Source organism: Azospirillum brasilense, assembly GCF_001315015.1.
Taxonomy (GTDB): Bacteria; Pseudomonadota; Alphaproteobacteria; order Azospirillales; family Azospirillaceae; genus Azospirillum; species Azospirillum brasilense.
The window spans coordinates 493,053-517,513 of sequence record NZ_CP012914.1 but is presented as its reverse complement, the minus strand read 5'-3'; the positions used below and the strand labels follow the sequence as shown (position 1 = coordinate 517,513).

Below are 24,461 nucleotides of genomic sequence, written 5' to 3'. Positions count from 1 at the left end.
CGTTTCCAGGCAGTAGTGTCCGGGCCTGTCCTCACGCCCGGCGGGCGATCCACACGGCGGTCAGGTCGTCGCGCAGCGGCAGGCTGGTGCGGGCGTAGAAGCGCTCCAGCAGCGGCCCCAGTGGGCGGGCGCGGTTGGCGGCCATGGCGCCGCGCAGCAGGCCGGGCACCCCGTCCTGGCCGATCGGCTCGTTGTCCGGACCGCTGCATTCGATCAGCGCGTCGCTGTAGAGGAACAGGCAGCTCCCGCGCGGCAGGCGCAGGCTGCGGTCGGCGTAAATGGCGCGGCGCGACGCGCCCAGCACCAGCCCCGCCGAATCGAGCAGACGAAGCTCCCCCGCGATCCCCACCACCGGATTCGGCGCCCCGGCCGAGGCGTAGGTCAGCGTGTCGGTGTGCAGGTCCAGGATGCCGAAGAAGGCGGTGGCGAACTGCCCGACCGGCAGCACCTCCTTCAGCGCCCGGTTCAGCCCGGCCAGCCATTCCGAGGGGGGCACATGCTGCATGGGAAAGCGGTCGATCAGCGTGTGCAGGCGGAAGGTGTTGATGGCGGCGGTGATGCCGTGCCCGGCGAAATCGACCAGCAGGAAGGCGACGCGGTGGCTGTCCAGCGGGTAGACGTTCCAGAAATCGCCGCCCAGCTCCGACGAGGTTTCGAAATGGGCGTCCAGCACCAGCTCGTACCGCTCGGCGACCGCCTCCAGTTCCTTGGGTTCGGGCAGCAAGGACAACTGCATCGCCTTGGCGTGCTTCAGCTCCCGCTCCACCCGCCCGCGGAAGTTGGCGAGGTCGGTGAACAGCTTGCGTTTTTCGAGCTGGTGGCGGACGCGGGCGACGCACTCGCCGGGCTTGATCGGCTTGGAGATGAAGTCGCTGCCGCCGGCCTCGAAGCAGCGGACCTGCTCCTCGTCGCTGTCCAGCGCGGTCTGGAACAGGATCGGCAATTCCTCGTGGGTCAGCCGCTCGCGCAGGCGCCGACACATCTCCAGCCCGTCCATCACCGGCATGCTGACGTCCAGCAGGACGAGGTCGGGGCGGAAGCTCTCCACCTTGCGCAGCCCCTCCACCCCGTTCTCGGCGACCTCGATCTGGGTCAGCCCGGCGCGGCGGATCATCAGGGCCAGCGACTTCCTGTTGAATTCGTTGTCGTCGACGATCAGGACGCGGCTGGCGGCGAGGGAAATCGGCATGCGCGGTCCCGCCCGTCCGTCACAGGTCGAACTGCAGCAGGGTGCAGCGCCCGCCGTCGGTCACGTGGATGCGCCGGGCCAGCGCCCGCATGAACACGAAGCCGCGGCCGGAATGGGCGCCGCTGTCGGTGTCCTGCGGCAGGGCCGCGGCGTCGAACCCGTTGCCCTGGTCGACCACCGCGATGGACAGGCTGTCGGCGGTCCAGCGCGCGAAGATGTCGATCCGCCGCTGCCGCACGGCGCCGTCGCCCAGCCGTTCGCGCAGCAGCCGGCTGAACAGCCGGTAGCCCTCCGGCTGCTCCTTGGTCGCGCTGGGAATGCCCAGATTGCCGTGGACGATGGCGTTGGCGATGGCCTCGTGCAGGCACAGCTCGACGTTGCCGCGCCGCTCCGACGTCAGCACGCCGCGCCGGGTCAGCTCGTCGCAGACCAGAACCGCGCATTGCAGGCCATAGGCCGTGCCGGTGGTCAGCGACAGGTAGAAGCCCTGCTCCACCGGAGGGGCGCCCAGCCAGTCGGCGTCGATGGCGCCGGTCCCCTCCTCCCGCTCCGTCAGTTCCACCGTCAGGAAGCGGTTGAGTCCGAAGGCGCCGCGCAGGATGTCGCGGTCGGCCTGGGCCAGCAGCACCGCGGCGGCGGCCCGGCCATCAAGGGCGTCTCCGACGCCTGCAGCGGCCTCGCTCACGCCGAAGCGCGCGGCGACCCGCGCGGCGATCTCCGCCGGCACGCGATCCCGCACCACGCTGAAGGGGCGCACGGCACCGGCCGGACCGGGGGGAAGACAGGCGGGGGAACCGTCCATCGCCCGCTCACCGCTCGATGGCGACGACTTCGCCGATCCGCGCGAGCTCGATGGAGCGCAGCACATCGCCCTGCAGCTTGCGGAGGATCAGCTTGATGTTGCGCTGCTCCGCCTCGTCCTGAAGGATCAGCAGCATGCCGATCCCCGCAGAATCGATGAAGGTCAGCCCGTCCATGTCCAGGATGAAGCGGCGCGTGCCCTCGCCGTCGAGCAGCTCCACGATGTCGGGAAGGCTGTCATGGTCGGTGAACTCCAACCGGCCGCTCAACAGCACCTCGATGGTTTCAGAGGACCGGCGCACCTGGAAATTCATGACATCCTCTTGTGTTGCACCGCGCAAGCGGCTCCCGCGAACAGTAGTGCAAGGCCGATCCCCCCTCAAGCCTCAAGTATACATTCCGTCATTTTTATCGACCATAGGAAGAGTTTTCACGCTTCACACGCCATAGACGGATGATACAGGTTGATAGTACAACCTCAAGACCGGAGAGGGCGGCGCCGTGCCGCCGGCCCGCCCGACTTGCGGTCCCGGTTGCGGGAATACCTTTCATGACGGTGATCGAGCAGGCGTGGAAGACGGTGCCGACGGTGTCGGCGAAGTTCCTGCTGATCCTGATTCCCATCCTGATGCTGACCACGCTCGGCTTCTCCTCGATTTTCTTCTACGGCAAGTACAAGGATCTGCGCGGCGCCCTGCGCGACCGGATCGAGGCGGTGGCGGAGATCAACGCCGTCGCCCTGTCCTCCAGCCTGTGGGCCGTGGACGTTCCGGCGATCCGCAACATCATCCAGGCGATCTCCGTCAACCGCGAGCTTCTCTGCATCGAGGTGGCCGACGAATTGGCCGACGGCTCCTTCGCGTGGCCGGAAGCCGATTGCCGTCCCTTCACCGGGCACGAGGCCGTGCGCCGTCCGATCCAGGTGCAGAACCGGCGGCTCGGCACGCTGACGCTCTATTTCAGCTACGCCCCGGTCGACGAGCAGATCCGGCAGGAGATGGTCAACACGCTGTGGCTCCTGCTGCTGATGCTGGTCGGCACGCTGGTCACCGCGCTGACCGCCCACCGGCTGACCATCGGCGTGCCGCTGGGTCGGCTGATCGCGTCGATCCGCACCGCGGAACAGGAGCATCTGCGCCAGCCCGTGCACTGGTCGTCGGCCGATGAGCTGGGGCGGGTGATCGCCGCCTACAACGGCATGCTGACCCGGCTCGACGAGGAGGAGGCTGCCTTGCGCCAGAGCGAGGAGCGGCTGGGGCTGGCCATCACCGCCACGCGGTCCTCCGTCTGGGATTACGATTTGCGGACCGGCCAGTATTGGTGGTCGAAGGAGTTTCCCGCCCTGCTGGGCTACGGCCCGGCCGAGCTGGCGATGACCGCGCGGACCTGGGAGTCGCTGATCCATCCGGAAGAGCGGCGGCGCGTCGTCGCGGAGTCCCGCAGCCGCGTGCGTGACAAGGACAGCGCCTACGCCGCCGTCTACCGCATGCGGCGCCGGGACGGCGGCTGGAGCTGGATCGAGGATCGCGCGACCGCCCTGCGCGACGGCGAGGGAACCGCGGTCCGCCTGACCGGCACCATGTCCGACGTGACGGAGCGCATGCAGGCCGAGCGGGATCTCGCGCGCGAACGGAACGTCCTTCAGATCACGCTCGACAACACCGACCAGGGCATCATCATGGTGGACCGCAACCTGCGGGTCGTCATGTCCAACCGCCGCGCCGCGGAGCTTCTCGACGTGCCGGCGGCCTTTCTGGCCCGCAATCCGCTGTTTCCCGAAATCATCCGGCTTCAGCGCGCCCAGGGCGCCTTCGAGGACTTCAGCATCGACCCTGATCTGGAGCTGGACGAGACCGCCGTGATTCCCGACCAGCCCTTCGCCTTCAAGCGGCGGCGGCCCGACGGCACGATCATCGAGGTGCGGTCCAACCCCCTGCCGGAGGGCGGATTCGTCCGCACCTTCACCGATGTGACGGTGGAGGCGCGCTCCGCCGAGGAGGTGTTCCACGCCATGGAGGCGCTGGAGACCGCCTACGCCGACCTCAAGGAGACCCAGGACAGCCTCGTCCAGGCGGAGAAGATGGCCTCGCTCGCCCTGCTGGTGGCCGGCGTCGCGCACGAGATCAACACGCCCGTGGGCATCGCCTACAGCTGCTCCACCCATCTGGCTTCGAAGACGCGGACGCTGACCGAGGCCTTCGCGACGGGGAGCCTGAAGAAATCCGACCTGACCGGCTATGTGACGGCGGCGGGCGAGGCCTCCCGCCTGATCGAACAGAACCTGACCCGCGCGGCGGAGCTGATCCAGAGCTTCAAGCGCGTCGCCGTGGACCAGACCAGCCAGGAGCGCCGCCGCTTCGACCTGCGCTCCTATCTCGACGAAATCATCACCTCGCTGGGTCCGCGCCTGCGCAAGAGCCCGCACGAGATGACCGTCGCCTGCCCGGACGGCATCACCATGGACGGCTATCCCGGCGCGCTCAGCCAGGTCATCACCAATCTGGTCATCAACGCGCTGACCCACGCCTTCCCCGACGGCCGGAAGGGGGCGATGACGCTGAGCGTGGAGGAGTTGCCGGACGGCGAGCTGGACATCCGCTTTTCCGACGACGGGGTCGGGATCGCCCCGGACAATCTGCCCAAGGTGTTCGAACCCTTCTTCACGACCAAGCGCGGCACCGGGGGCAGCGGCCTCGGCCTTCACATCGTCTTCAACCTGGTGACGCAATCCTTGGGCGGGCGGATCTCGGTGGACAGCCCGGCCCCCAACCAGTCGGCTCCCGACACGCCCATGGGCGGGGGCACCACCTTCCTCCTGCGGATTCCCGTAACGGCCCCCCGGATGGCCGGTGCCGCCGGGAAGGACCTGGCAACCGACGAGGCATGACGGACGCAGCATGACCGACGAGCTGATCGTGCCCGACTCCGACCCCAACTCAGACGACGAGATCCTGTTCGCCGACGAGGAGGGGGAAGACGGAGACGAATCCCCGCCCTGGCCCATCCTGGTGGTGGACGACGAGGACGACGTCCATTCCATGACCGCCCTCCTGCTGGACGACGTGGAGTTCCAGGGCCGCCGGCTGGAGCTGATCGGCTGCCGCTCCGCCGCCGAGGCGCGCGCCGCCCTGCGCGCCCGCCGGGACATCGCCGTCATCCTGCTGGATGTGGTGATGGAGAAGGACGACGCCGGGCTGACGCTGGTCCGCTGGATCCGCGGCACGCTGGGAAACCTCGACGTCCGCATCATCCTGCGCACCGGCCAGCCGGGGCAGGCGCCGCAGCGCGACGTGATCGTCGGCTGCGACATCAACGACTACAAGTCGAAGGCCGACCTGTCGGCGGAGGGGCTGTTCACCGCGGTGATCGCGGCGCTGCGCGCCTACGACCACATCCGCTTCATCGAGACCAAGGTGGCCGAACGCACGCACGAGCTGCGGCAGAGCCGCGAACAGATGCGCGTCATCCTGGAGTCGAGCCCGGTCGGTGTCTGCGCCTACACCCACGACGGCGTCCTCGTGATGTGCAACGACCGGCTGGTCCACCTGCTGGGCGTGCCGAAGGAGCGGCTGGTCGGCGTCTCCATCGCCGACCTGTTCATCGAACCGGACAACACCGAGGCGCACGAGACGCACTGGACCTTCTTCCGCCGCTCGCTGCGCGACGCCGAGGTGCGGGTGCGGCGGGCCGACGGCTCCGTCTTCTGGGCGCTGGTGTCGGTGGACCCCACGCTGCTCGACGGCCGCCCGGTCCATCTCGCCTGGGTCTACGACATCACGCGGCGCAAGCTGGCCGAACACCAGATGGAACGCGCCAAGGAGCAGGCGGAGCAGACGACCACCGCGAAGTCCGCCTTCCTTGCAACGATGAGCCACGAGATCCGCACCCCGATGAACGGCGTTCTGGGCATGCTGGAGCTGCTGGAGCGCACGCCGCTGGACGGCGGGCAGCGCGACACCGTGGCGACCATGCGGGAATCGGCGACTTCGCTGCTGCGGATCATCGACGACATCCTCGACTTCTCGAAGATCGAGGCCGGCAAAATGGACCTGGAGCAGGTGCCCGTCTCCATCCCCGCCCTGGTCGAAGGGGTGGCCGACACGCTGGCCCCGGCGGCGCGGGCCAAGGGGCTGGCGCTGCTGACCTACGTGGAGCCGGCGATCCCGCCGGCGCTGACCGGCGATCCGGTGCGGCTGCGCCAGATCCTGTTCAACCTGTGCGGCAACGCCATCAAGTTCACCGAGCGCGGGCGCATCGTCGTCCGGGCCACCCTGGCCGCCAGGACGGACGGCAACAGCCGGGGCGGCAGCCAGGGCGGCACCCGGCTGCGCATCGAGGTGGCGGACACCGGCATCGGCATTTCCGAGACGGCGCGCCGCCTGCTCTTCCAGCCCTTCATCCAGGCGGAAAGCTCGACCGCCCGGCGCTTCGGCGGCACCGGGCTCGGCCTGTCGATCAGCCGCCGCCTGGTTGCGCTGATGGGCGGGGCGATCGGGGTGGACAGCGCACCGGGGGCGGGCTCCACCTTCTGGGTCGAGCTGACGCTGAGCGCCGCAACCGATCCGACCCCGCCCGAGCCCCCACCCAAGCCCATGGCGGCGGAAGAACCGGACATCTCCGGCCTGACCGTTCTGGTCGGCCTGCCGGACATGGAGGAGCGCCGGATCGTCGCCCGCTATCTGGAAGCGGCCGGGGCGCGCGTGCTGGCCGCCGGTCAACCGGACGCGCTGGCCGAACAGGCCCGCATGGCCCAAACGGAACGCGGCGTCCTGAACGTCGTGGTGGTTGACGAGGCGCTGCACACCCCTGCCGCCGCTCGGGCGCCGCAATTGCTGGGCCGCCGCGTTGGGGAAGCGCAGGTGCCGACGGTGCTGCTGCAGGACCCCAGCACCATCGGCGGCCGCCCTGCCGACGGGTCGGTCCCGGTGAGCCGACCGGTCCGCCGCACGGCCTTGGTGCGCGCCGTGGCGGTGGCCGCCGGGTACGCCCTGACCGACGCCACGTCCTGCGAAGGTCGACCGCCCACAGCCCCCTGCGCTCCGGCCCCGCTGAGTCCGGAGCGCGTCATCGCCGAGGCGGAGGCCCGCGGGCGGCTGATCCTGGTGGCGGAGGACAACGCCATCAACCGGAAGGTCCTGCAGATGCAGCTCACCTCGCTGGGCCACGCGGCGGAACTGACCAACGGCGGGGCGGAGGCCCTGGCCGCGCTGGGGCGGCGGCGCTACGCCCTGCTGCTGACCGATATCCAGATGCCCGAGGTGGACGGGTTCGAGCTGACCCGCCGCATCCGCGCGGCGGAGCGCGCCACCGGCGCCCATCTGCCCATCGTCGCCCTGACCGCCAACGCCGCCCCGGCGGACATCGAGAGCTACCGCGCGGCCGGCATGGACGCGGCGCTGAGCAAGCCGCTGGATCTGGCGAAGCTCGACGCCGCGCTGTCCCGCTTCCTGCCGCCCACAATGGCCGACCCGGCGGCCGACCCGGCGGCCGACCCGGCGGCCGACCCGGCGGCCGACTTGCCCCCGATCAACCTCGATGTCCTGCGCCGGCTCTGCGGCGACGACCGGGCGCTGATGGATGAGCTGCTGAACGACTTCGTCGGGGTCGGCCGCCACATCGCGGACGAGGTCGCCGCCGCCGTCGCCGCGCGGAACGGAACGGCGATCCGCGCCGGCGCCCACAATCTGAAGGGCTGCTCCCGCAACGCCGGGGCGATGCCCCTCGGCGACGCGGCGCAGGCGCTGGAGCAGGCGGTGATGCAGGACGCCCCCTGGGAACGGGTGACCGCGCTGGCCGCAACGCTGGAGCAGGCGATGCGGGAGGTCGAACGCGTCATCGCTGCGGCACCACCTTCCTGAACGGTCTCCCGAACTCCCTTTGTCCGTTCGACCCGGCGTCCGATTGGGGTATCGTCCCCGCAACCCGCCACGCCGAGAGACGCGCATGAACCGCCGCCAGTTCTCCAGCCTGCTGCTCTCCCTGCCGGCGCTCCCCTATGCGGCCCCGATTGCCGCGCAGGAGAAGGTTCCTGCCCTGGGGGAGGAGCTGACTCCCTTCGGCGCGGTGCGCGGCGCCAGCCGGACGCGGGCCATTCCGGCCTGGAAAGGGGGGTTGACCCGTGTCCCCAACGGCTGGAAACCGGGCACCCATCTGCCCGACCCCTACGACGAGGATGGGCGGTGGTTCACCGTGGGCCCCGCGGATCTGGACCGCTACAAGGTCCGCCTGTCCGCCGGCCTGCAGGCGATGCTGACCAAGTATCCGTCCTTCGAGATCCCGGTCTTCCCCAGCAACCGCAGCGCCGCCGCCCCCCAGCGCGTCTACGACGAATCGATCGAGAACGCCAAACGCGCCAAGCTGGGCGAGAACGGTCTGGCGCTGAGCGGAGCGCGGGTGGGCGTGCCCTTCCCCATCCCGGCAAACGGGGTGCAGGCGATGTGGAATCACATCCTGCGCTGGCGCGGCAATTCCTTCAGCCGCACCGGCGCCACCATCCTGCCGGAAGCCGGCGGCATCCACACCGCGGCGGTCTACCGCGAGGACTGGCAATCCAGCTACGCCGCCGGGATCGACGGCGGCCGCCCCTTCCACTATCGCCGCACCACCCTGATGCCCAAGGCGGAGGCCGGGACCACCCTGCTGCTGCACGGCACGCTGAACCCGATCCAGGCCGGCTTCGCCGCCTGGTTCCGCCAGGGGGAAACCGGCAAACCGGTCCGCGCGCCCGACTTCGTCTACGACACGCCGGACCCGGCCAGCGGCGGCATCCGCACCGCCGACATGCTGGACATGTTCAGCGGCCCGCTCGACCGCTTCGACTTCGCGCTGGTGACGCGGCGGGAAATGTATGTGCCCTACAACGCCAACCGGATGAACACGCCCAATCTGGCGCCGGTGGATTTCCTGTGGCTGGGCCACCCCAACCCGCAGTTCATGCGCTACGAGATGCACCGGGTGTGGATCGTCGAGGCGCGGGTGAAGCCCAACTTCCGCCACGCCCTGCCGGAGCGCACCTATTATCTGGACGAGGACACCTGGCAAATCGTCATGGCCGACCATTACGACGCCAAGGGCGATCTGGTCCGCTACGCGGAAGCGCACGGGATCGCCTATCCCCAGCTGCCCGTCTTTGCCCCGGCGCTGGAGATCACCTACGACCTCACGGGCGACCGCTATATGGTGAGCGGCCTCGACAACCAGCTCGCCCCGCCGGACTTCGCCAAGACCCTGCGGCCTGAGGACTTCGCCCCCGACACGCTGGAGCGCAAGCGGCGGCGCTGGTGAGGCGGCTGGGGTGAGGCGGCCGGCGGGAAGTCAGTGCCGGACTGGGCCGGCCACCCACTGGCTGACGATGGTTTCCGCCTGGAAGGGCGGGGTTTCGGGGTGGTGGTAGCGGAAGACGGTCACCGCCGCCTCCAGCGCGTAGCGCTCCGGCTGGCCACAGTCGCACAGGCCGGCGTAGCAGCGCTGGACCGCGTCGCGGCAATTCAGGCTCACCGCCGGGTAGGGGTCGATCGTCAGCCAGCGCATGCTCTTCATCGACGCTCCCCGCCTTCCCCAGAGTTGCCGTCCAGCGCGTCGCCGCCGTCAAGAGACACGCTGTCGAGCGGAACGCCGTAGATTTCCAGCCGGTGACCGACGATGCGGTACCCCAGTTCCCGCGCGATGCGCTCCTTCAGCGCCTCCAGCTCCGGGCTGGCGAACTCGACGATCCGCCCGCTGCGCGTGTCGATCAGGTGGTGGTGGTGGTCGGTGGACGCCTCTTCATAGCGGGCGCGGCCGTCGCCCAGGTCCACCTTCTCGATCACCTGCGCGTCTTCCAGAAGGCGCATGGTGCGGTAGACGGTGGCGATGGAGATGCGCGGGTCGATCAGGACGGCGCGGCGATGGACCTCCTCCACGTCGGGATGGTCCTCCGACTCCGACAGGACCTGGGAAATGACCCGGCGCTGGCCGGTCATCTTCAGCCCCTTTTCCAGGCACAAGGATTCGAGACGCGACGTCATTGCCCCACCGCCTTTGCCATCCGTTGCGGCGCCGTGTCCCGCGATCCGGGGCGCCATGCTGCAGCGCGCATCATAATACTGAAATTCATTCGCAATCCTATACCCCGTTTTTTTGTCCGGGAATTCACGCGTCAAAATGCCTCACCCACCGCCGCGGCACGCTCCGCCATCCCCAACCGTCCCCCGAACCCGCCGCCCGGACCAGGGACATTTCCGGTCCGGAACGGGGCCAAGGTCCTTGTTTGCTTGCCAAAAGCCGCCCCACCCCCTATGTGTGTCCGGTCGATTTTGCTTTGGGGCTGCCGGCTCCTCGTCGTCCCGGTACCGGCGCCGCTTGCGCCTTCCCACGGTGAATTGATGGCTCCGCGCACTCCCGCGGCGGAGCGCCCCAAGCCACGCCGCCCCGGAAGAGTCCGGGCACGGCCCAGGTGCAGCCTCTGTTCACGTGACCAGGACCCTCCCCGTATGACCGAATTCAGTGGCCTCGGCCTGATCGAGCCCCTTCTGCGCGCCGTCGCCGAAGAGGGTTACCAGACCGCCACGCCGATCCAGGCCGGCGCCATCCCCGTTCTTCTGGAGGGCCGCGACGTGCTCGGCCTCGCCCAGACCGGCACCGGCAAGACCGCCGCCTTCACCCTGCCGATCCTGCAGCGGCTGTTCCAGAACAAGAAGCGCGTGCAGGCCAAGGCGCCGCGCACGCTGATCCTGACGCCGACGCGCGAGCTGGCGCTGCAGATCGGCGAGAGCTTCCGCACCTACGGCCGGCACCTGCCGATCCGCCGCACGGTGATCCACGGCGGCGTCGGGCAGAGCCCGCAGGTCGCCGCTCTGGCCCGCGGCACCGACGTGCTGGTGGCGACGCCGGGCCGCCTGCTCGACCTGATGGCCCAGAAGCAGTGCGTGCTCGACCAAGTCGAGATCTTCGTCCTGGACGAGGCCGACCGCATGCTCGACATGGGCTTCATCCGCGACGTGCGGAAGGTGGTCGCGGTCCTGCCGAAGCAGCGCCAGACCCTGCTGTTCTCCGCCACCATGCCGGAAGCCGTGGTCGAGCTGGCGCACAGCATCCTGACCGACGCCGAGCGGATCGAGGTGGCGCCCCAGTCCACCACGGTGGAGCGCATCGCCCAGCGCGTGCTGTTCGTGGACCGCGCCGACAAGCGCCGCCTGCTCGCCGACCTTCTCCAGGAGGGTGCCATGGAGCGGACGATCGTCTTCGCCCGCACCAAGCACGGCGCCGACCGCATCGCCGACCATCTGAAGAAGGCCGGCGTCCCGGCCGACGCGATCCACGGCGACAAGTCGCAGTCGGCCCGCGTGCGCGCCCTGGAGTCCTTCCGCAGCGGTGACCTCAAGGCGCTGGTGGCGACCGACATCGCGGCGCGCGGCATCGACATCGACGGCATCACGCACGTCATCAACTTCGACCTGCCGAACGAGCCGGAAAGCTACGTCCACCGCATCGGCCGCACCGCCCGCGCCGGTACCGACGGCAGCGCGGTGTCCTTCTGCGACGCGGAGGAGGTGGCCTATCTGAAGGCCATCGAGAAGACCATCCGCCAGCCGGTCCCGGCCGACCACGACCATCCCTACCACGCGTCGGTGGTGGCGGCGATCCATGCCTCTTCGGCCAAGCCGCCGAAGCCGGCGCCCAAGCAGCCCCGTCCGGGCCGCGGCCAGCCGCAGCAGCAGGCGGGCGGCAACAAGCCGCAGGGCCAGAAGCCGCAGGCGCCGAAGGCCCAGGGTGCGAAGCCGCCGGCGCCGCAGGGCGCGCGGGTTGCCGGCGCCACCGGCGACCAGCCGCTGAAGGCCAAGGTGTCGGCCAACCAGCAGAACCGCCACAACCGCCGCCCCGCCCCGCACGGCGGCCAGCCGGGCGGGAACAAGCGGTCCGCGGCCTAAGGTCTGTTCGATGCGCGGCGGGATCACCGCCCGCCGCGCACCGCTTGGTTTGCCGCAGCCTGCTCGTCGATCACCGCGCCACGGGTCGGCGCGGCGCCGCTGTCGCCGTAGCGCTGGACCTGGATGCCTGCGCCGAGCTGTTTGGCGATGGCCGCGGCGATCACGTCCCGCCGCTGCGCTTCGGACATGGCGGCGGTCTGCCGCTCCAGCGCGGTCCAGTCGAGCCGCGACGCAAGCCCGTTGCTCATTTGCGTCTGGCCGTCCCGCCAAACGGCGGCGACGACCTGACCGCCCTGCCGGAACACGGTGTGGGCCTGCACGGCGCGGCTGCGCGCCGCAACCGCCGGGTCCACGGCGTTGGGATCACCGGCGATCCTCATCTGCTGCTGAAAGGCGGAATCGCCGACCCCGACCCGCGCCATCATCTCCGGCGTGGCCTTGGTCGCCGCCGAAAAGCGGGTGACCCCGCCACCGTTCAGCGCGTACGCGCCTGACGGGCCATATCCCGGCGCGGAAACGGACAGGCTGCTCATGAAACACCTCCTGGTTGATCTTTCGCCTCCCTTCGGCAACCCACCCCTTAGCAGTTTCCATGCCATCACCGGCGGCGCCTGATCGCAGGCAACCGCCGCGGCGGAAGTGGGCGGCTGAACCGGATGCGCAGGGCTGAATTTTCCCAGCGAGGGTGAAAGAAATGCCGATGGCGTCGAACCATTTCCTTGCCCATCAAAGAAAAGCCGCCGCGATGGCCGCGGCGGCTTTGCCGTTTCGTGACGATGGGCCGGTCAGAGCAGCGTCGTCAGATTGAACGCGTAGGAGTCGGAGCTGTACAGATACTCGATGGTGTTGTTGCCACCGAGATAGAAGTCCTGGATGATCACGCCATCATTCAGATAGCCGTCGCTGAAGTCAGCCACGCTGGAGATCCACAGGTCGTTGCTTCCCGTCGGACGGAAGAAGGCAAGATTCGCCATCGTCACATCGGTGAAGTACACGACGTCGGACGTTCCGCCGCCGTAGCCCGGCATCCCGGCTTCCGACTTGTCGTCGTTGATGAGATCGACGCCGCCATTCGCCGAGTGATAATAGACGTCGTTGCCCGCCCCGCCATACAGCGTGTCGTCGCCGGCTTCGCCCAGCAGGTGATCGTTCCCCGCGCTGGCCAGGAGGCTGTCGTTCCCGTTGCCGCCGTACAGCGTGTCGTTGCCGTCGTCGCCGACCAGAATGTCGTTTCCGTTGAAGCCGTAGAGAAGATCGTTTCCGCTCCCGCCCTGGATCACGTCGGGATAGCTGCTGCCATACACGGTGTCATTGCCGGCACCCGCCGCGGAGCCGTTGCCGGTCTCGTACGGCCCGGGGACCAATCCCCGCAGATCGATCACTTCGGACGCGGACGTTCCATTGATGACGCTCATGTCGAATCCTCACTTATTTTATGCATCTTCGAATGAATGCTCGGAAGGTTTTCTTGTTTGGTCGACCGCGCTGCTTTCGCCGGATCGGCCGATCATGTTTTCCGAACAGAGGCCCTTCAGGTGCGCTTGCCCATGCACACCACAGCATGCGGTTGAGCGCAACATCTGAAATGCTCTCAAAGCGAGATCTGTCATGGGAAAAGCAAACAGTCAACAACAATAAAATACACACGAAAGCATTAACTTCATTACTTATCTATCTAGTCAAAAACAAAGCAGAAACTGAAGCGGCGAAAACCACATTCGGCCCTGCGCCTTTCATCCGTGTTTCTATTGACACACGAACAGAACAGGGTAGAGGGTGCAGATCGACAGGAAAAGCCCCTCCACCCGGTGAGGAGGAGGGGCAATATTCCCTTGAAAGACAAGCCGTCCCTACGCGCCCATCACCGCGCGAAGATCTGCCCCATGTCCTGGAAGCTCTTGAACTCCAGGGCGTTCCCGCTCGGGTCGAGGAAAAACATGGTGGCCTGTTCGCCCGCTTGGCCCTTGAAGCGGATCTGCGGCTCGATGAGGAATTTCATTCCCTCCGCCTTCAGCTTGTCGGCCAGCGCGTGCCAGTCGCCCCAATCCAGGATCACGCCGAAATGGCTGGCCGGCACGTCCTCGCCATCGACCGGGTTGGTGGCGCGGGTTCCGGCCTCCTCGGTCACATGGGCCACCACCTGATGGCCGTACAGGTCGAAGTCGATCCAACGGTCGGATTCCCGTCCCACCCCGCAGCCCAGCAGGCCGGCGTAGAAGGCGCGCGCCTCTTCCTTGTCGCGGACGGGGAAGGCGAGGTGGAAGGGCGGAACGGGTTTGCGGTCGGTTGCGCTCATGCTCACGGGGGCTTGAGCCCCCCTCCCTGCTGGTGATTGCCCGAGCAGTCTACTCGGGCAATCACCAGCTGTCCCGGGATCGAACAGGTGAGTCAGGCGATCCCTTCCGCCGCCAGCGCTGCCGCCACAGCCGGACGCCCGGCGACGCGGGCCATGTAGGCGGTGATGTTCGGGTAGCCGTCCAGCGGCAGGCCGACCCGCGGCGCCCAGCGCAGCACCGTGAATCCATAGGCGTCGGCCACCGTGAAGCGGTCGCCGGTCAGATAGTCCTTGCCGGCCAGCCCGGCCTCAACGGCCGCGAACTTGGCCGTCAGCGTCTGCTTGGCGATATCCTTGTAGGCGTCCGGCGTGGTCGGGCGGAACAGCGGGCTGAAGGTCTTGTGCAACTCCGTGCCGATGAAGTTCAGCCACTCCAGAACGCGGTAGCGCTCCATCGTCCCGACGGCCGGCAGCAGACCGGTCTCCGGCACGCGGTCGGCGACGTACTGAACGATGGCGGCGCCCTCGGTCAGGATGGCGCCGTCGTCGAAGGCCAGCGTCGGCACTTGGCCCTTCGGGTTGACGGCCAGGAAATCGCTGCCGTCCTCCAGTTTCTTGGCGGCGAGGTCGACGGCCGCGACGTCGAAGGCCAGACCGCTTTCGCGCAGGACGATGTGCGGCGACAGCGAGCAGGCGCCCGGCTTCAGGTAGAGCTTCATGACGTTTCTTATCCTTGTTTTCGGCGGGACATGACGGATCGACAGTGGGACACGTGCCACGGGCGATTGCAACCGCCCCACCCCGTTCAATCCGGCACCCAATCAATCTGACAGGCGCCGTCCGCTCTCCGAGTCGAACAGGTGCAGGGCGTCGGATGGCGCGCCGACGCGCAGGGTTTCGCCCTCGCGGCAGAACGGCAGGCCGGCGACTCGGACCACCATCCCCTCCCCGTCCGGCAGGCGGCCGTAGACCACCGTGTCGGCACCCAGCGCTTCCACCAGATCGACCGTGACGATCAGCGGTCCGTCGCCGGACGTGACGGCCAGATGCTCCGGCCGTACGCCCAGCTTGACCGGCCGCCCGGCCATGTCGGGCCGCGGGCGCGGCAGGGCGAAGGCGGTGCCGCCGGGCAGCGCCACCGCTTGCCCGGCACCGTCGAACCGCGCATCCAGAATGTTCATCGGCGGCGACCCGATGAAGCCCGCCACGAACAGGCTGGCCGGACGCTGGTAGACCTCCAGCGGCGTGCCGACCTGCTCGGCCACTCCGTGATTCATCACCAGGATGCGGTCGGCCAGCGTCATCGCCTCCACCTGGTCGTGCGTCACATAGAGGCTGGTGATGCCCAGCCGGTCCTGGAGCCGCTTGATCTCGACGCGCATCTGGGTGCGCAGCTTGGCGTCCAGGTTGGACAGCGGCTCGTCGAACAGGAAGGCGGCGGGCTCGCGCACGATGGCGCGGCCCATGGCGACTCGCTGCCGCTGCCCGCCCGACAGCTGGCTGGGCCGGCGGTCGAGGAAGCGGTTCAGCTCCAGGATTTCCGCGGCCTTGGCGACGCGGGCCTGGATATCCGCCTTGGGCAGGCCGCGGATCTTCAACCCGTAGGCCATGTTGTCGAACACGCTCATGTGCGGGTAGAGCGCGTAATTCTGGAACACCATGGCGATGTCGCGGTCCTTGGGCTCCAGCCCGTTGACCACCCGCCCGCCGATGGCGATCTCGCCGCCGGTGATGCTCTCCAGCCCGGCGACCATGCGCAGCAGCGTGGACTTGCCGCAGCCCGAGGGGCCGAGCAGCACGAGGAACTCCCCGTCCGCGACGCTGATGTCGATGCCCTTGATGGCCTCGACGGCGCCGTAGGACTTGCGGACCCGATTCAGATCGACCGTTGCCATTTCTTATTTCTCGCTGTCCACAAGGCCTTTGACGAACCAGCGCTGCATCAGCACGACCACCCCCACCGGGGGCAGCATGGCCAGCACCGTCGTCGCCATGATGAGGTTCCAGTCGGTCGCGGCCTCGCCGTTGCCGATCATCTTGGTGATGCCGATAACCACGGTCTCCATCTCCGCGCTGTTGGTGATCAGCAGCGGCCAGAGATACTGGTTCCAGCCGTAGATGAAGAGGATGACGAACAGCGCCGCGATGTTGGTGCGCGACAGGGGCAGCACCACGTCCAGGAAGAAGCGCAGCGCCCCCGCCCCGTCGATCTTCGCGGCCTCGACCAACTCGTCCGGGATGGTCAGGAAGAACTGCCGGAACAGCAGCGTCGCCGTGGCCGACGCGATCAGCGGGATGGTCAGCCCGGCGTAACTGTCGATCAGGCCGAGGTTGGCCACCACCTCGTAGGTCGGGATGATGCGCACCTCCACCGGCAGCATCAGCGTGATGAAGATCATCCAGAAGAAGACCATGCGCAGCGGGAAGCGGAAGAAGGCCACCGCGTAGGCCGAGATGATCGAGATGGCGATCTTGCCCAGCGCGATGACCAGCGCCATGACGAGGCTGTTCCACATCATGATGCGCACGGGCGTGTGCATGACGCGGTTGCCCTGCGACTCGCTCCAGGCCGAGGCGTAGTTGTTCAGCATCTCCCCGCCCGGCGTCAGCGGCAGGTTGCCGCGCCCGATGGTGGCGGCGTCCCAGGTCGAGCCGATGATCGTCACGTAGATCGGAAAGGCGAAGATCAGGACGCCCAGCATCAGGATCAGGTGCGGGACCATGTCCATCAGGCGCCCGCCGGAGCGCGGGGTGTCGCGGTCGCGGGTCATGAGTAATGCACCTTGCGCTCGACGAAGCGGAACTGGATGGCGGTCAGCGCGATGACGATGACCATCAGGATCACCGACTGCGCCGAGGAACCGCCCAGGTCGTGGTTGACCACGCCGTCCTGGTAGACGCGGAAGATCAGCGTCTCCGTGGCCTTGCCCGGTCCGCCGTGGGTCAGGGCGTGGATCGTGCCGAAGGTCTCGAAGAAGGCGTAGACGATGTTCACCACCAGCAGGAAGAAGGTGGTCGGCGACAGCAGCGGGAAGGTGATCGTCCAGAAGCGGCGCACCGCCCCCGCCCCGTCGATGCTCGCCGCCTCCAGCACGGAGCGCGGGATGGCCTGCAGCCCGGCCAGGAAGAAGATGAAGTTGTAGGAGACCTGCTTCCAGCTCGCCGCCAGGATGACCATGGTCAGCGCCTGCCCGTCGTTCAGCCGGTAGTCCCAGGCGTAGCCGAGGTTGTTCAGCGCGCGGCCCAGGATGCCGATGTCCGGGTTGAAGATGAACATCCACAGCACCGCCGCCACCGCGGGCGCCAGCGCGTAGGGCCAGATCAGCAGCGTCTTGTAGGCCGCCGCCGCCCGGATCTTCGAATCGGCCATCACCGCCAGCCCCAGCGCGGAGGCCAGCGACAGGACGGTCACCGACGCGCTGAAGACGATGGTGGTCTTGACCGTCTCCAGATAGTTCGGGTCGCTCAGCACCGCCTGGAAATTCTCCAGCCCGACGAACTGGCTGCGCAGGCCGAAGGCGTCCTGGAGATGCACCGACTGCCACAGCGCCTGCGCCGCCGGCCAGATGAAGAAGATCAGCGTCACCGCCACCTGCGGCGCCAGCAACAGGTAGGGCAGCGCCCTGTTGTCGAAAATCACGCGACGTTGCATGGAACCCCTTTCAACCCTCTACCCTCCGCTCACGCGCAAACGAAGTTTGCGCTGACGCGACAGGCGGACCTTCGGTCCGCCGAAAGCGGGGAGAGGATGCCCGCGAAGCGGGCGGTGAGGGGGGTGCGCGTTCTGGCACGTCCGGCACAAGCGCATCCCCCTCACCCCTGCCCTCTCCCCAGAGGGGAGAGGGAGTTACGCTCAGTTCTTGTTGGCGCGCTCGAAGTTGCGCAGGACCGTGTCGCCGCGCTTCACCGCGTTGTCCAGCGCCTGCTGGGCGGTCTGCTGGCCCTGGAACGCCTTCTCCATCTCCTCCTGGATGATGTTGCGGATTTCCGGCAGGTTGCCCAGCCGCAGCCCCATGGTGTTCTCCGTGGTGGCGGTGCGGGTGAGCTGCTCAGCCGGCACCTCGGCGCCGGGGTTCTTCTCGTAGAAGCCTTCCTTCTTCGCCAGCTCGAAGCCCTGCAGCGTCACCGGAACATAGCCGGTGTCCATGTGCCACTTGGCGTCCACCTCCGGACGGGCGAGGTAGCTGAAGAAGGCGGCGACGGCCTTGTACTCGTCGGCGGTGCGCTTGGGCGAGGTCATCACCCAGAAGGCGGCGCCGCCGATGATCGAGTTCTTCGGCGACGCGATGGCGTCCGGCCAGTAGGGCAGCGGGGCGGCGCTCCAGCTGAACTTGGCCTCCTTGATGATGCGCCCGCGCAGGCCGGAGGAGGCCTGGATCATCGCGCATTCGCCCGACGGGAACAGCGAGTCCGCGGCGTTGTCGCGGCCGCCGTAGCGCAGCGCGCCTTCCTTCTGCAGATCGATCAGCGTCTGGAGATGCTTCACGAAGAACGGGTCGTTGATCTTCAGCGTGGCGTTCAGCCCGCCGAAGCCGTTGGCCTCCGACGCGAAGGGCTTGTCGTGGAGCGCGCCGACCTGCTCGAACTGCGTCCAGGTCGGCCAGGAGAAGGTCATCGGGCAAGTCACGCCCGCCGCCTTCAGCTTGCGCGCCGCGTCGGCCACCTCCGGCCAGGTCGCCGGCGGCTTGTTGGGGTCGAGGCCGGCCTTCTGGAAGGCGTCCTTGTTGTAGAAGGTGATGGTGGTGGAGCTGTTGAACGGCAGGGCCATCATCTTGCCGTCCTTGGAGCTGTAATAGCCCCGCACCGCCGGGATGTAGGCCGCGGCGTCGAAGCCCGACCCCGTCTCGCTCATCAACTGGTGCACCGGCTTGATGGCCGGGCCGGCGGACAGCATGGTGGCGGTGCCGACCTCGAACATCTGCACGACGTGCGGGGCGTTGCCGGCGCGGAAGGCGGCGATGGCCGCCTGCATCGTCTCCGGATAGCTGCCCTTGAAGGTCGGGTTGACCTGGACCTTGTCCTGGCTGTCGTTGAAGCCCTTCACCACCTGCTCGAGCTGGCCGCCGAGCGGCTGGGGCAGGCCGTGCCAGAATTCGACGACGGTCTTCTGCTGGGCGTAGGCGGCGCCGGTGAAACCGGCGGCGAGCGCGAAGGCGGCCGTCGAGACGGCGAGCTTGCGGCGGGTCAGCATGGTGGTCTCTCCCTGGAACCAATCGATTGCGTGATGTGCTGACATGCAGGGCGCGGGTTGCGGTCCCGCGACGGTCTTGTGAAGATTTGGTGACGTGTCCGGAACACGCGCGCAGGGGCGCGCCGCATCCGCTCCTCGCGGTTGCAACGTCGGTCCTGCGTAAGGCATGGAACGGGACTTAAGTCGGTGGCGGATGTTGCGCCGGCATCGATGGTTTTCCTCCCCGCATGCGTGTTTCTTTTTTGCAAGCCTTAAGGATAGAGGGGGAGGCTGTCAATCAGCCGTACGTATCAGTACGGACTATCACCATAACGTCATCTCTCGGGGTGCCATGTTTGGGCGAGCGCCCACAGCGCGGCGTCGTCGCGGCACAGGGACCCGGCCAGTTGCGACAGGCTGTCCCCCATCAGGCCGGAGGAGCGCAGCAGGCAGTATGACCGGCTCGGCGCCGACAGATAGTGCGACGCCGTCGGGGCCGCGACCGGCGGCGCGGGGTACAGCGCGGCGGGCGGCGGGCAGTAATAGGGCTGCGCACCGGGGTTGTAGCCGGGCACCAGCCGGTCCAGGCCGGGCCGGGGACCGAAGACGCAGCCGCGCTGGTCCCAGTCCAGGCTCGTCGTCTGCGCGGCGGCGGGCAGGATGACAAAGGCGGCCATCATCATCCCCGCCAGACAACCGGCCAGCCGGCACCCTGCTTCGCGATGCATGCTTCCCTCCGATCCCAGGCAGCGCCCATGGCGCACCCGGACCATGACGCCGGGGCCGGCGTGCCGTGAACGGCCCCGGCCTTCGGAGGAAGTATGCGCGCTCCATCGACGTCCGGCGCGGCGCCAATGGACGGGTCGGCCAGCGCAAGCGAGGACGGCGCTCTCTGTTCGTTCGGTTGGAAGGAGGAAACGCGCCCCCGCCCTGTCACGCCGCGCTGCTGCTCTCGACCGGCAGTTCCGCGGCACTCGCCGCCGCCAGCGGGACGTCCACCGCGAAGACGGACCCCTTGCCGGGCACCGAGCGCAGCGAGACCGGCAGGCCCAGCAGCGTCGCGAGACGCCGCACGATGGCGAGGCCGAGCCCCAGCCCATGCCGACGGTCACGGTTCGGGTTGCCGAGCTGGCGGAAGTCGTCGAAGATCGCCGACTGGTCCGCGGGGGCGATGCCGAGGCCGGTGTCCCACACCTCGATGCGCAACGCGCCGCCACGCCGCCGCGCCGCCAGCAGCACGCCGCCCGACTCGGTGAAACGCAGGGCGTTGGACAGGATCGGGCGCAGAAGCTGCTCCAGCAGCACCGGGTCGGTGCTCACCTCCGCGTCCGCAGGGCGGACGTTGAAGCGCAGGGCCTTGGCGTCGGCCTCCGGCGCGAACTCGTTGAGCAGGCGGCTCAGCGTCTCGTCGATGGGGAAGGTCTGCACCTGCATCCGGACCAGCCCGGCCTCCAGCTTCGACACGTCCAGCAGGGCGCGCAGGAGCGTCTCCGCCGCCTCGATCGACATCTCCAGCTTCTCGCCCAGATCCCGCGCGCCGGGATCGGTCAGGCGCCCCATCAGCAGATGGTGGAACAGATGCATGGCCTGGAAGGGCTGGCGCAGGTCGTGGCTGGCCGCCGACAGGAAGCGCCCGATGGCGGTGCGTCCCGTCTCGGCTTCCTGGCGGACCCGCTCGGTCTCGGCCTTCGCCCGCTCGGCCTCGGCGCGGGCGGCGGCCAGAGCGGCGGCGTTGGTGTCGGCGATGGCGGCGACCGCGGTGACGACCCCGTCCGCGTCGCGCACCGGGCTCAGCACCATTTCGCCACGGGGCAGCAGGCCGAAGGCCGACACCGGGGTCCCGGTGAGGACGACACGGCGGACCTGCGCCTCGACTTGGGACACGATGGCCGCCGGAACGCCCAACTCGGTCAGCTCCTTGCCATCCGCCTCCTCCGGCAGGCGGCCGAAGGCCGCGGCAAAAGCTTGGTTGACCACGAGAAGCCGCGCGTCCAGCCCAAGCAAAGCGTGAGCGGCGCCGTTGGCGGAGACCAGAGCCTCAAGCCAGATCGCACGATCAGTCATATGACCTTCGGTTGAGTTCTTCTGGGTATACTCGGCCACAACTTCACCGCAAAAACTGAGATTACAGCACACTTATCCGGCCACTTGGGCATCGGAGTCAAATATCACATGCAAAACTCACTTGGGACAAATTCCGTTTGAATGTAAACGAGAATGGGCCCATTGGCCCAGGCCGGCCATGCGGGCTATAAGTCAGGTATGCTCTTCCGCCGCAAATCCCAGCCCTCCAAAACCCAGTCTCCACGTCCCAAGGCCCCGCGCGCCCTGGCGGTCGCCGGCCTGCCCGTGCCGCTGGAGCTGCGGGAAAGCGCCCGCGCCCGCCGGATGACCCTGCGGGTGGACGCCGGGCGTGGGCTGATCCAGGTGGTGATCCCGGTGGGCGTCCCGGAAGCCGAGGCGCTGCGCTTCGTCGGGCGGCACGACGGCTGGGTCCGGGCGCGGTTGGCCGCCCTGCCGCCGCAGCTTCCCTTCACCCACGGGGCGGTGGTGCCCTATCTGGGAATCGACCATGTCATCCGGCACGCCCCGGACCTGCGCGGGGCGACCCGGCGCGAGGACGGCGCGATCCTGGTCGGCGGCCGGGCGGAGCATGTCGCCCGCCGGGTGCGCGACTTCCTGATGGCCGAGGCGCGGCGCGAACTGGCCGAGCGGTCGCGCGCCAAGGCCGCGCTGATCGGCGCGCGGGTCGCCGCCGTCACCGTGCGCGACACCAAGAGCCGCTGGGGAAGCTGTTCGGCCACCGGGCGCCTCTCCTTCTCCTGGCGGCTGATCCTGACGCCGGAGTCCGTGCTCGATTACGTGGTGGGGCACGAGGTGGCGCATCTGCGCGAGATGAACCACTCCCAACGTTTCTGGACGCTGTGCGCGCAGCTGACCGGCGACGTGCGCACGCCGCGCCTTTGGCTGAAGGCCAACGGCGCACGGCTGCTGCGCTACGGCGAGGGCGGCTTTGAGGGGACGGAAATGGTTTCACCTGCAAATGACGGTCATACCGAAACGCCGTGACGGGGTCGCGCCGAGCCTCTGCTAGAGTGCGCCTCCCCCATCGCTCCCGGCCCGACTCTCTCCATGCCCCGTCCCGATTCCCTGACCGTTCGCGTGCTGCTGACGGCGCTCGTCGCCTTCGGCCCGCTGTCCACCGACCTCTACCTGCCCTCTCTGCCGACTCTGGTCAGTGTGTTCGACACGGACATCGCCACGGTGCAGCTCACCCTGTCGGTCTTCCTCGCCGGCTTCGCGGTGTCGCAGCTCGTCTACGGGCCGGTGTCCGACCGCTTCGGGCGGCGGCCCGCCCTGCTCGGCGGCATCCTCATCTATCTGGTGGCGAGCGCCGCCTGCGCGCTGACCGACGACATCGAGACGCTGATCGTCGCGCGCTTCTTCCAGGCGCTGGGCGCCTGCTGCGGCCCGGTGGTGGCGCGGGCGGTGGTGCGCGACGTCTTCGGACGCGACCGGGCGGCCACCGTGCTGGCCTACATGGCGATGGCCATGACCCTGGCCCCCGCCGCCGGCCCCATCCTGGGCGGCGTCCTGACGGAGTGGTTCGGCTGGCGGAGCAACTTCCTGCTGCTGACCGGCTTCGCCGCGCTGATCCTGGCCGCCACCTGGACCTTGATGGGCGAGACCAACGCCAACCGCGACGAGACGGCGCTGCAGCCCGGCCGGCTGGTCGCCAACTACGCGCTGTTGCTGCGCGACCGCGGCTTCGTCGGGCAGATGCTGACGGTGGCCTTCGCCTACAGCGGCATCTTCGCCTTCATTTCCGGGTCCAGCTTCGTGCTGATCGGGCGGCTGCACCTGACGCCCGCGCAGTTCGGGGGAAGCTTCGCCGCGGTGGTGCTGGGCTACGCCGTGGGCTCCTTCCTGGCCGGGCGGCTGAGCGCGCGGCTGGGCGGGCCGCGGATGATCCGCACCGGCACGGCGGTGTCGCTGGCCGGCGGGCTGCTCGGGGTGGGGCTGGCGCTGGGCGGGGTGCTGCATCTGGCGGCGGTGGTGGGTCCCGTCTTCCTTTTCATGCTGGGCGCCGGACTGACCCTGCCCAACGCCATGGCCGGGGCGGTCGGCCCCTATCCGATGATGGCCGGGCTGGCCTCTTCGCTGGTCGGCTTCGTGCAGATGACCGTGGCGGCGCTGATCGGCGTGGTGCTCGGCCACACCCACGCCGACAGCCAGCTTCCCATGATGACGGCGATCGGGCTGGTCGCCCTGGGTGGCGCGCTGGCCCACCGGCTCCTCGTCAGTCCTCGGACTTGACCGAGTCCGGCATCCAGCGCAGGGCGTAGGAGAAAACGATGGTGACGGCGAGGCAGAGCGCCAGCGCCATCCCCGCCAGCAGGTAGAAGCCGGCCCCGCAGGCGATGCCCAGCGCGCCGGCCATCCAGATCACCGCCGCGGTGGTCGCCCCGCGCACCGTGGTCCCGGCACGGAACATCACCCCGGCGCTGATGAAGCCGATGGCCTGGGCGATGCCCTGGATGACGCGGGTGGGGTCCATGTCGCCCCCGCCCGTCCCCTTCCCGGCCATGCCCCAGTAAAGCTCCAGCGCAACCAGGGTGGTCACCGCCGCGCTGATGGCCACCAACGTGTGGGTGCGCAGCCCCGCCGCCTTGCCCCGGATCTCGCGGTCGAGTCCCAGCGCCGCCCCGCAAACCGCCGCCGCGGCCAGCCGGGCCGCCATGTCCCAGACCGGAATGGCCGTACTCAAGTCCATGTTATTCCTCCCTATTTTTACCTTTGCGTAACGCTTGCTACTTTTTTGCGCCCGGTCGCATTTTTCACTTTAAAAGGCGGCCCGTTCGATCTATGTAACCGCAACTCGCAAGCGCACGTGCCGCTGGCCCGCCCCTCGTCCTTTTCGAGATGTGGTTATGCAACGACGTAACGCGTGATCCCCGACCGTCCCTTAAGCAAGGCGGCGTCTTGGAGGTTACGATGGTTCATGTTGTTGTGGGTGGGCGCCGGCTCACCCGTCTCCGACTCTTTCCGGTTCTGTCCCGTTCAGCTCTTCCCCGCAAGGCAACACGGCAGTCCAGTATGGGCGGCCTGAGCGCCTGA

Annotated in this window: 22 protein-coding genes; 6 read left to right on the top strand and 16 right to left on the bottom strand. The window is 68.4% G+C overall.

The window, feature by feature from the left end; all coding sequences use genetic code 11:
* Window positions 1-31: 31 nt before the first annotated feature.
* The 3 genes from AMK58_RS02335 to AMK58_RS02325 are packed head-to-tail and all read right to left on the bottom strand — an operon-like array spanning window position 32 to window position 2,304.
* On the bottom strand, window positions 32-1,189 hold the full coding sequence (locus AMK58_RS02335) for a PP2C family protein-serine/threonine phosphatase (RefSeq protein WP_035675920.1): 1,158 nt from the start codon (window positions 1,187-1,189) through the stop codon (window positions 32-34).
* 19 nt (window positions 1,190-1,208) lie between these two features.
* Window positions 1,209-1,991, bottom strand: coding sequence for an ATP-binding protein (locus AMK58_RS02330; RefSeq protein WP_059398564.1), 783 nt, complete (start codon window positions 1,989-1,991; stop codon window positions 1,209-1,211).
* A gap of 7 nt (window positions 1,992-1,998) precedes the next feature.
* The gene (locus tag AMK58_RS02325) at window positions 1,999-2,304 is read right to left on the bottom strand and encodes an STAS domain-containing protein (RefSeq protein WP_035675925.1); all 306 of its coding nucleotides are present in this window, start codon (window positions 2,302-2,304) and stop codon (window positions 1,999-2,001) included.
* Window positions 2,305-2,540: 236 nt separating this feature from the next.
* Between AMK58_RS02325 and AMK58_RS02320 the strand changes: the two genes are divergently transcribed.
* From AMK58_RS02320 to AMK58_RS02310, 3 genes are all read left to right on the top strand, one after another.
* Window positions 2,541-4,877, top strand: coding sequence for a PAS-domain containing protein (locus AMK58_RS02320; RefSeq protein WP_059398563.1), 2,337 nt, complete (start codon window positions 2,541-2,543; stop codon window positions 4,875-4,877).
* Between the two features lie 10 nt (window positions 4,878-4,887).
* Window positions 4,888-7,848 carry a hybrid sensor histidine kinase/response regulator gene (locus AMK58_RS02315; RefSeq protein WP_059398562.1) on the top strand — a complete coding sequence of 987 codons (2,961 nt, stop codon included), beginning with the start codon at window positions 4,888-4,890 and terminating at the stop codon, window positions 7,846-7,848.
* A gap of 85 nt (window positions 7,849-7,933) precedes the next feature.
* Window positions 7,934-9,274: a DUF1329 domain-containing protein gene (locus AMK58_RS02310; protein WP_035675927.1), complete on the top strand. Its 1,341-nt coding sequence runs from the start codon at window positions 7,934-7,936 to the stop codon at window positions 9,272-9,274.
* Between the two features lie 30 nt (window positions 9,275-9,304).
* On the opposite strand, the gene AMK58_RS02305 is transcribed toward AMK58_RS02310, so the two are convergent.
* Together AMK58_RS02305 and AMK58_RS02300 are read right to left on the bottom strand one after the other, a co-directional pair.
* Window positions 9,305-9,529: a hypothetical protein gene (locus tag AMK58_RS02305; protein WP_014241688.1), complete on the bottom strand. Its 225-nt coding sequence runs from the start codon at window positions 9,527-9,529 to the stop codon at window positions 9,305-9,307.
* The gene (locus AMK58_RS02300; RefSeq protein ID WP_051140376.1) at window positions 9,526-9,996 is read right to left on the bottom strand and encodes a Fur family transcriptional regulator; all 471 of its coding nucleotides are present in this window, start codon (window positions 9,994-9,996) and stop codon (window positions 9,526-9,528) included. Before AMK58_RS02300 ends, AMK58_RS02305 begins: the two co-directional genes overlap by 4 nt.
* 465 nt (window positions 9,997-10,461) lie before the next feature.
* Between AMK58_RS02300 and AMK58_RS02295 the strand changes: the two genes are divergently transcribed.
* Window positions 10,462-11,898 (top strand): DEAD/DEAH box helicase, encoded by a 1,437-nt coding sequence (locus AMK58_RS02295; RefSeq protein WP_059398561.1) that lies wholly within the window; start codon window positions 10,462-10,464, stop codon window positions 11,896-11,898.
* Window positions 11,899-11,921: 23 nt separating this feature from the next.
* Here the strand turns inward: AMK58_RS02295 and AMK58_RS02290 are convergent, their stop codons facing one another.
* The 10 genes from AMK58_RS02290 to AMK58_RS02245 all read right to left on the bottom strand — a co-directional run bounded on the left by AMK58_RS02290 (window position 11,922) and on the right by AMK58_RS02245 (window position 21,407).
* Window positions 11,922-12,431 carry a hypothetical protein gene (locus AMK58_RS02290; protein ID WP_035669287.1) on the bottom strand — a complete coding sequence of 170 codons (510 nt, stop codon included), beginning with the start codon at window positions 12,429-12,431 and terminating at the stop codon, window positions 11,922-11,924.
* A gap of 252 nt (window positions 12,432-12,683) precedes the next feature.
* Window positions 12,684-13,313 carry a calcium-binding protein gene (locus tag AMK58_RS02285; protein ID WP_051139976.1) on the bottom strand — a complete coding sequence of 210 codons (630 nt, stop codon included), beginning with the start codon at window positions 13,311-13,313 and terminating at the stop codon, window positions 12,684-12,686.
* A gap of 446 nt (window positions 13,314-13,759) precedes the next feature.
* Window positions 13,760-14,194 (bottom strand): VOC family protein, encoded by a 435-nt coding sequence (locus tag AMK58_RS02280; RefSeq protein WP_035669290.1) that lies wholly within the window; start codon window positions 14,192-14,194, stop codon window positions 13,760-13,762.
* A 92-nt stretch (window positions 14,195-14,286) separates the two neighbouring features.
* Entirely contained in the window at window positions 14,287-14,892 is a 606-nt protein-coding gene (gene gstA / locus AMK58_RS02275) for a glutathione transferase GstA (protein WP_035669294.1), read from the bottom strand.
* Between the two features lie 102 nt (window positions 14,893-14,994).
* Entirely contained in the window at window positions 14,995-16,068 is a 1,074-nt protein-coding gene (locus AMK58_RS02270) for a sn-glycerol-3-phosphate import ATP-binding protein UgpC (RefSeq protein ID WP_035669296.1), read from the bottom strand.
* 3 nt (window positions 16,069-16,071) lie between these two features.
* Complete coding sequence (gene ugpE, locus AMK58_RS02265; protein ID WP_104675446.1) at window positions 16,072-16,944, bottom strand: sn-glycerol-3-phosphate ABC transporter permease UgpE; 873 nt, start codon at window positions 16,942-16,944, stop codon at window positions 16,072-16,074.
* Window positions 16,941-17,825, bottom strand: a complete 885-nt coding sequence (ugpA, locus tag AMK58_RS02260; RefSeq protein WP_035669298.1) for a sn-glycerol-3-phosphate ABC transporter permease UgpA — start codon at window positions 17,823-17,825, stop codon at window positions 16,941-16,943. Before ugpA ends, ugpE begins: the two co-directional genes overlap by 4 nt.
* Window positions 17,826-18,026: 201 nt before the next feature.
* Window positions 18,027-19,364 (bottom strand): sn-glycerol-3-phosphate ABC transporter substrate-binding protein UgpB, encoded by a 1,338-nt coding sequence (ugpB, locus tag AMK58_RS02255; protein WP_035669300.1) that lies wholly within the window; start codon window positions 19,362-19,364, stop codon window positions 18,027-18,029.
* A gap of 314 nt (window positions 19,365-19,678) precedes the next feature.
* Window positions 19,679-20,071, bottom strand: coding sequence for a hypothetical protein (locus AMK58_RS02250; RefSeq protein WP_137165169.1), 393 nt, complete (start codon window positions 20,069-20,071; stop codon window positions 19,679-19,681).
* Between the two features lie 205 nt (window positions 20,072-20,276).
* On the bottom strand, window positions 20,277-21,407 hold the full coding sequence (locus AMK58_RS02245) for a sensor histidine kinase (protein WP_059398560.1): 1,131 nt from the start codon (window positions 21,405-21,407) through the stop codon (window positions 20,277-20,279).
* 198 nt (window positions 21,408-21,605) lie between these two features.
* Between AMK58_RS02245 and AMK58_RS02240 the strand changes: the two genes are divergently transcribed.
* On the top strand, window positions 21,606-22,412 hold the full coding sequence (locus AMK58_RS02240; RefSeq protein ID WP_059398559.1) for a M48 family metallopeptidase: 807 nt from the start codon (window positions 21,606-21,608) through the stop codon (window positions 22,410-22,412).
* 63 nt (window positions 22,413-22,475) lie between these two features.
* Window positions 22,476-23,660 carry a multidrug effflux MFS transporter gene (locus AMK58_RS02235; protein WP_059398558.1) on the top strand — a complete coding sequence of 395 codons (1,185 nt, stop codon included), beginning with the start codon at window positions 22,476-22,478 and terminating at the stop codon, window positions 23,658-23,660.
* On the opposite strand, the gene AMK58_RS02230 is transcribed toward AMK58_RS02235, so the two are convergent.
* Window positions 23,644-24,117 carry an MgtC/SapB family protein gene (locus AMK58_RS02230; protein WP_035669305.1) on the bottom strand — a complete coding sequence of 158 codons (474 nt, stop codon included), beginning with the start codon at window positions 24,115-24,117 and terminating at the stop codon, window positions 23,644-23,646. The genes AMK58_RS02235 and AMK58_RS02230 overlap by 17 nt on opposite strands.
* Window positions 24,118-24,461: the final 344 nt, after the last annotated feature.

Excerpts from the sequence above, each read along its gene's own strand:
- AMK58_RS02335 (WP_035675920.1), bottom strand. The coding sequence starts at position 1,189 with ATGCCGATTTCCCTCGCCGCCAGCCGCGTCCTGATCGTCGACGACAAC.
- AMK58_RS02330 (WP_059398564.1), bottom strand. The coding sequence starts at position 1,991 with ATGGACGGTTCCCCCGCCTGTCTTCCCCCCGGTCCGGCCGGTGCCGTG.
- AMK58_RS02325 (WP_035675925.1), bottom strand. The coding sequence starts at position 2,304 with ATGAATTTCCAGGTGCGCCGGTCCTCTGAAACCATCGAGGTGCTGTTG.
- AMK58_RS02320 (WP_059398563.1), top strand. The coding sequence starts at position 2,541 with ATGACGGTGATCGAGCAGGCGTGGAAGACGGTGCCGACGGTGTCGGCG.
- AMK58_RS02315 (WP_059398562.1), top strand. The coding sequence starts at position 4,888 with ATGACCGACGAGCTGATCGTGCCCGACTCCGACCCCAACTCAGACGAC.
- AMK58_RS02310 (WP_035675927.1), top strand. The coding sequence starts at position 7,934 with ATGAACCGCCGCCAGTTCTCCAGCCTGCTGCTCTCCCTGCCGGCGCTC.
- AMK58_RS02305 (WP_014241688.1), bottom strand. The coding sequence starts at position 9,529 with ATGAAGAGCATGCGCTGGCTGACGATCGACCCCTACCCGGCGGTGAGC.
- AMK58_RS02300 (WP_051140376.1), bottom strand. The coding sequence starts at position 9,996 with ATGACGTCGCGTCTCGAATCCTTGTGCCTGGAAAAGGGGCTGAAGATG.
- AMK58_RS02295 (WP_059398561.1), top strand. The coding sequence starts at position 10,462 with ATGACCGAATTCAGTGGCCTCGGCCTGATCGAGCCCCTTCTGCGCGCC.
- AMK58_RS02290 (WP_035669287.1), bottom strand. The coding sequence starts at position 12,431 with ATGAGCAGCCTGTCCGTTTCCGCGCCGGGATATGGCCCGTCAGGCGCG.
- AMK58_RS02285 (WP_051139976.1), bottom strand. The coding sequence starts at position 13,313 with ATGAGCGTCATCAATGGAACGTCCGCGTCCGAAGTGATCGATCTGCGG.
- AMK58_RS02280 (WP_035669290.1), bottom strand. The coding sequence starts at position 14,194 with ATGAGCGCAACCGACCGCAAACCCGTTCCGCCCTTCCACCTCGCCTTC.
- gstA (WP_035669294.1), bottom strand. The coding sequence starts at position 14,892 with ATGAAGCTCTACCTGAAGCCGGGCGCCTGCTCGCTGTCGCCGCACATC.
- AMK58_RS02270 (WP_035669296.1), bottom strand. The coding sequence starts at position 16,068 with ATGGCAACGGTCGATCTGAATCGGGTCCGCAAGTCCTACGGCGCCGTC.
- ugpE (WP_104675446.1), bottom strand. The coding sequence starts at position 16,944 with ATGACCCGCGACCGCGACACCCCGCGCTCCGGCGGGCGCCTGATGGAC.
- ugpA (WP_035669298.1), bottom strand. The coding sequence starts at position 17,825 with ATGCAACGTCGCGTGATTTTCGACAACAGGGCGCTGCCCTACCTGTTG.
- ugpB (WP_035669300.1), bottom strand. The coding sequence starts at position 19,364 with ATGCTGACCCGCCGCAAGCTCGCCGTCTCGACGGCCGCCTTCGCGCTC.
- AMK58_RS02250 (WP_137165169.1), bottom strand. The coding sequence starts at position 20,071 with ATGCATCGCGAAGCAGGGTGCCGGCTGGCCGGTTGTCTGGCGGGGATG.
- AMK58_RS02245 (WP_059398560.1), bottom strand. The coding sequence starts at position 21,407 with ATGACTGATCGTGCGATCTGGCTTGAGGCTCTGGTCTCCGCCAACGGC.
- AMK58_RS02240 (WP_059398559.1), top strand. The coding sequence starts at position 21,606 with ATGCTCTTCCGCCGCAAATCCCAGCCCTCCAAAACCCAGTCTCCACGT.
- AMK58_RS02235 (WP_059398558.1), top strand. The coding sequence starts at position 22,476 with ATGCCCCGTCCCGATTCCCTGACCGTTCGCGTGCTGCTGACGGCGCTC.
- AMK58_RS02230 (WP_035669305.1), bottom strand. The coding sequence starts at position 24,117 with ATGGACTTGAGTACGGCCATTCCGGTCTGGGACATGGCGGCCCGGCTG.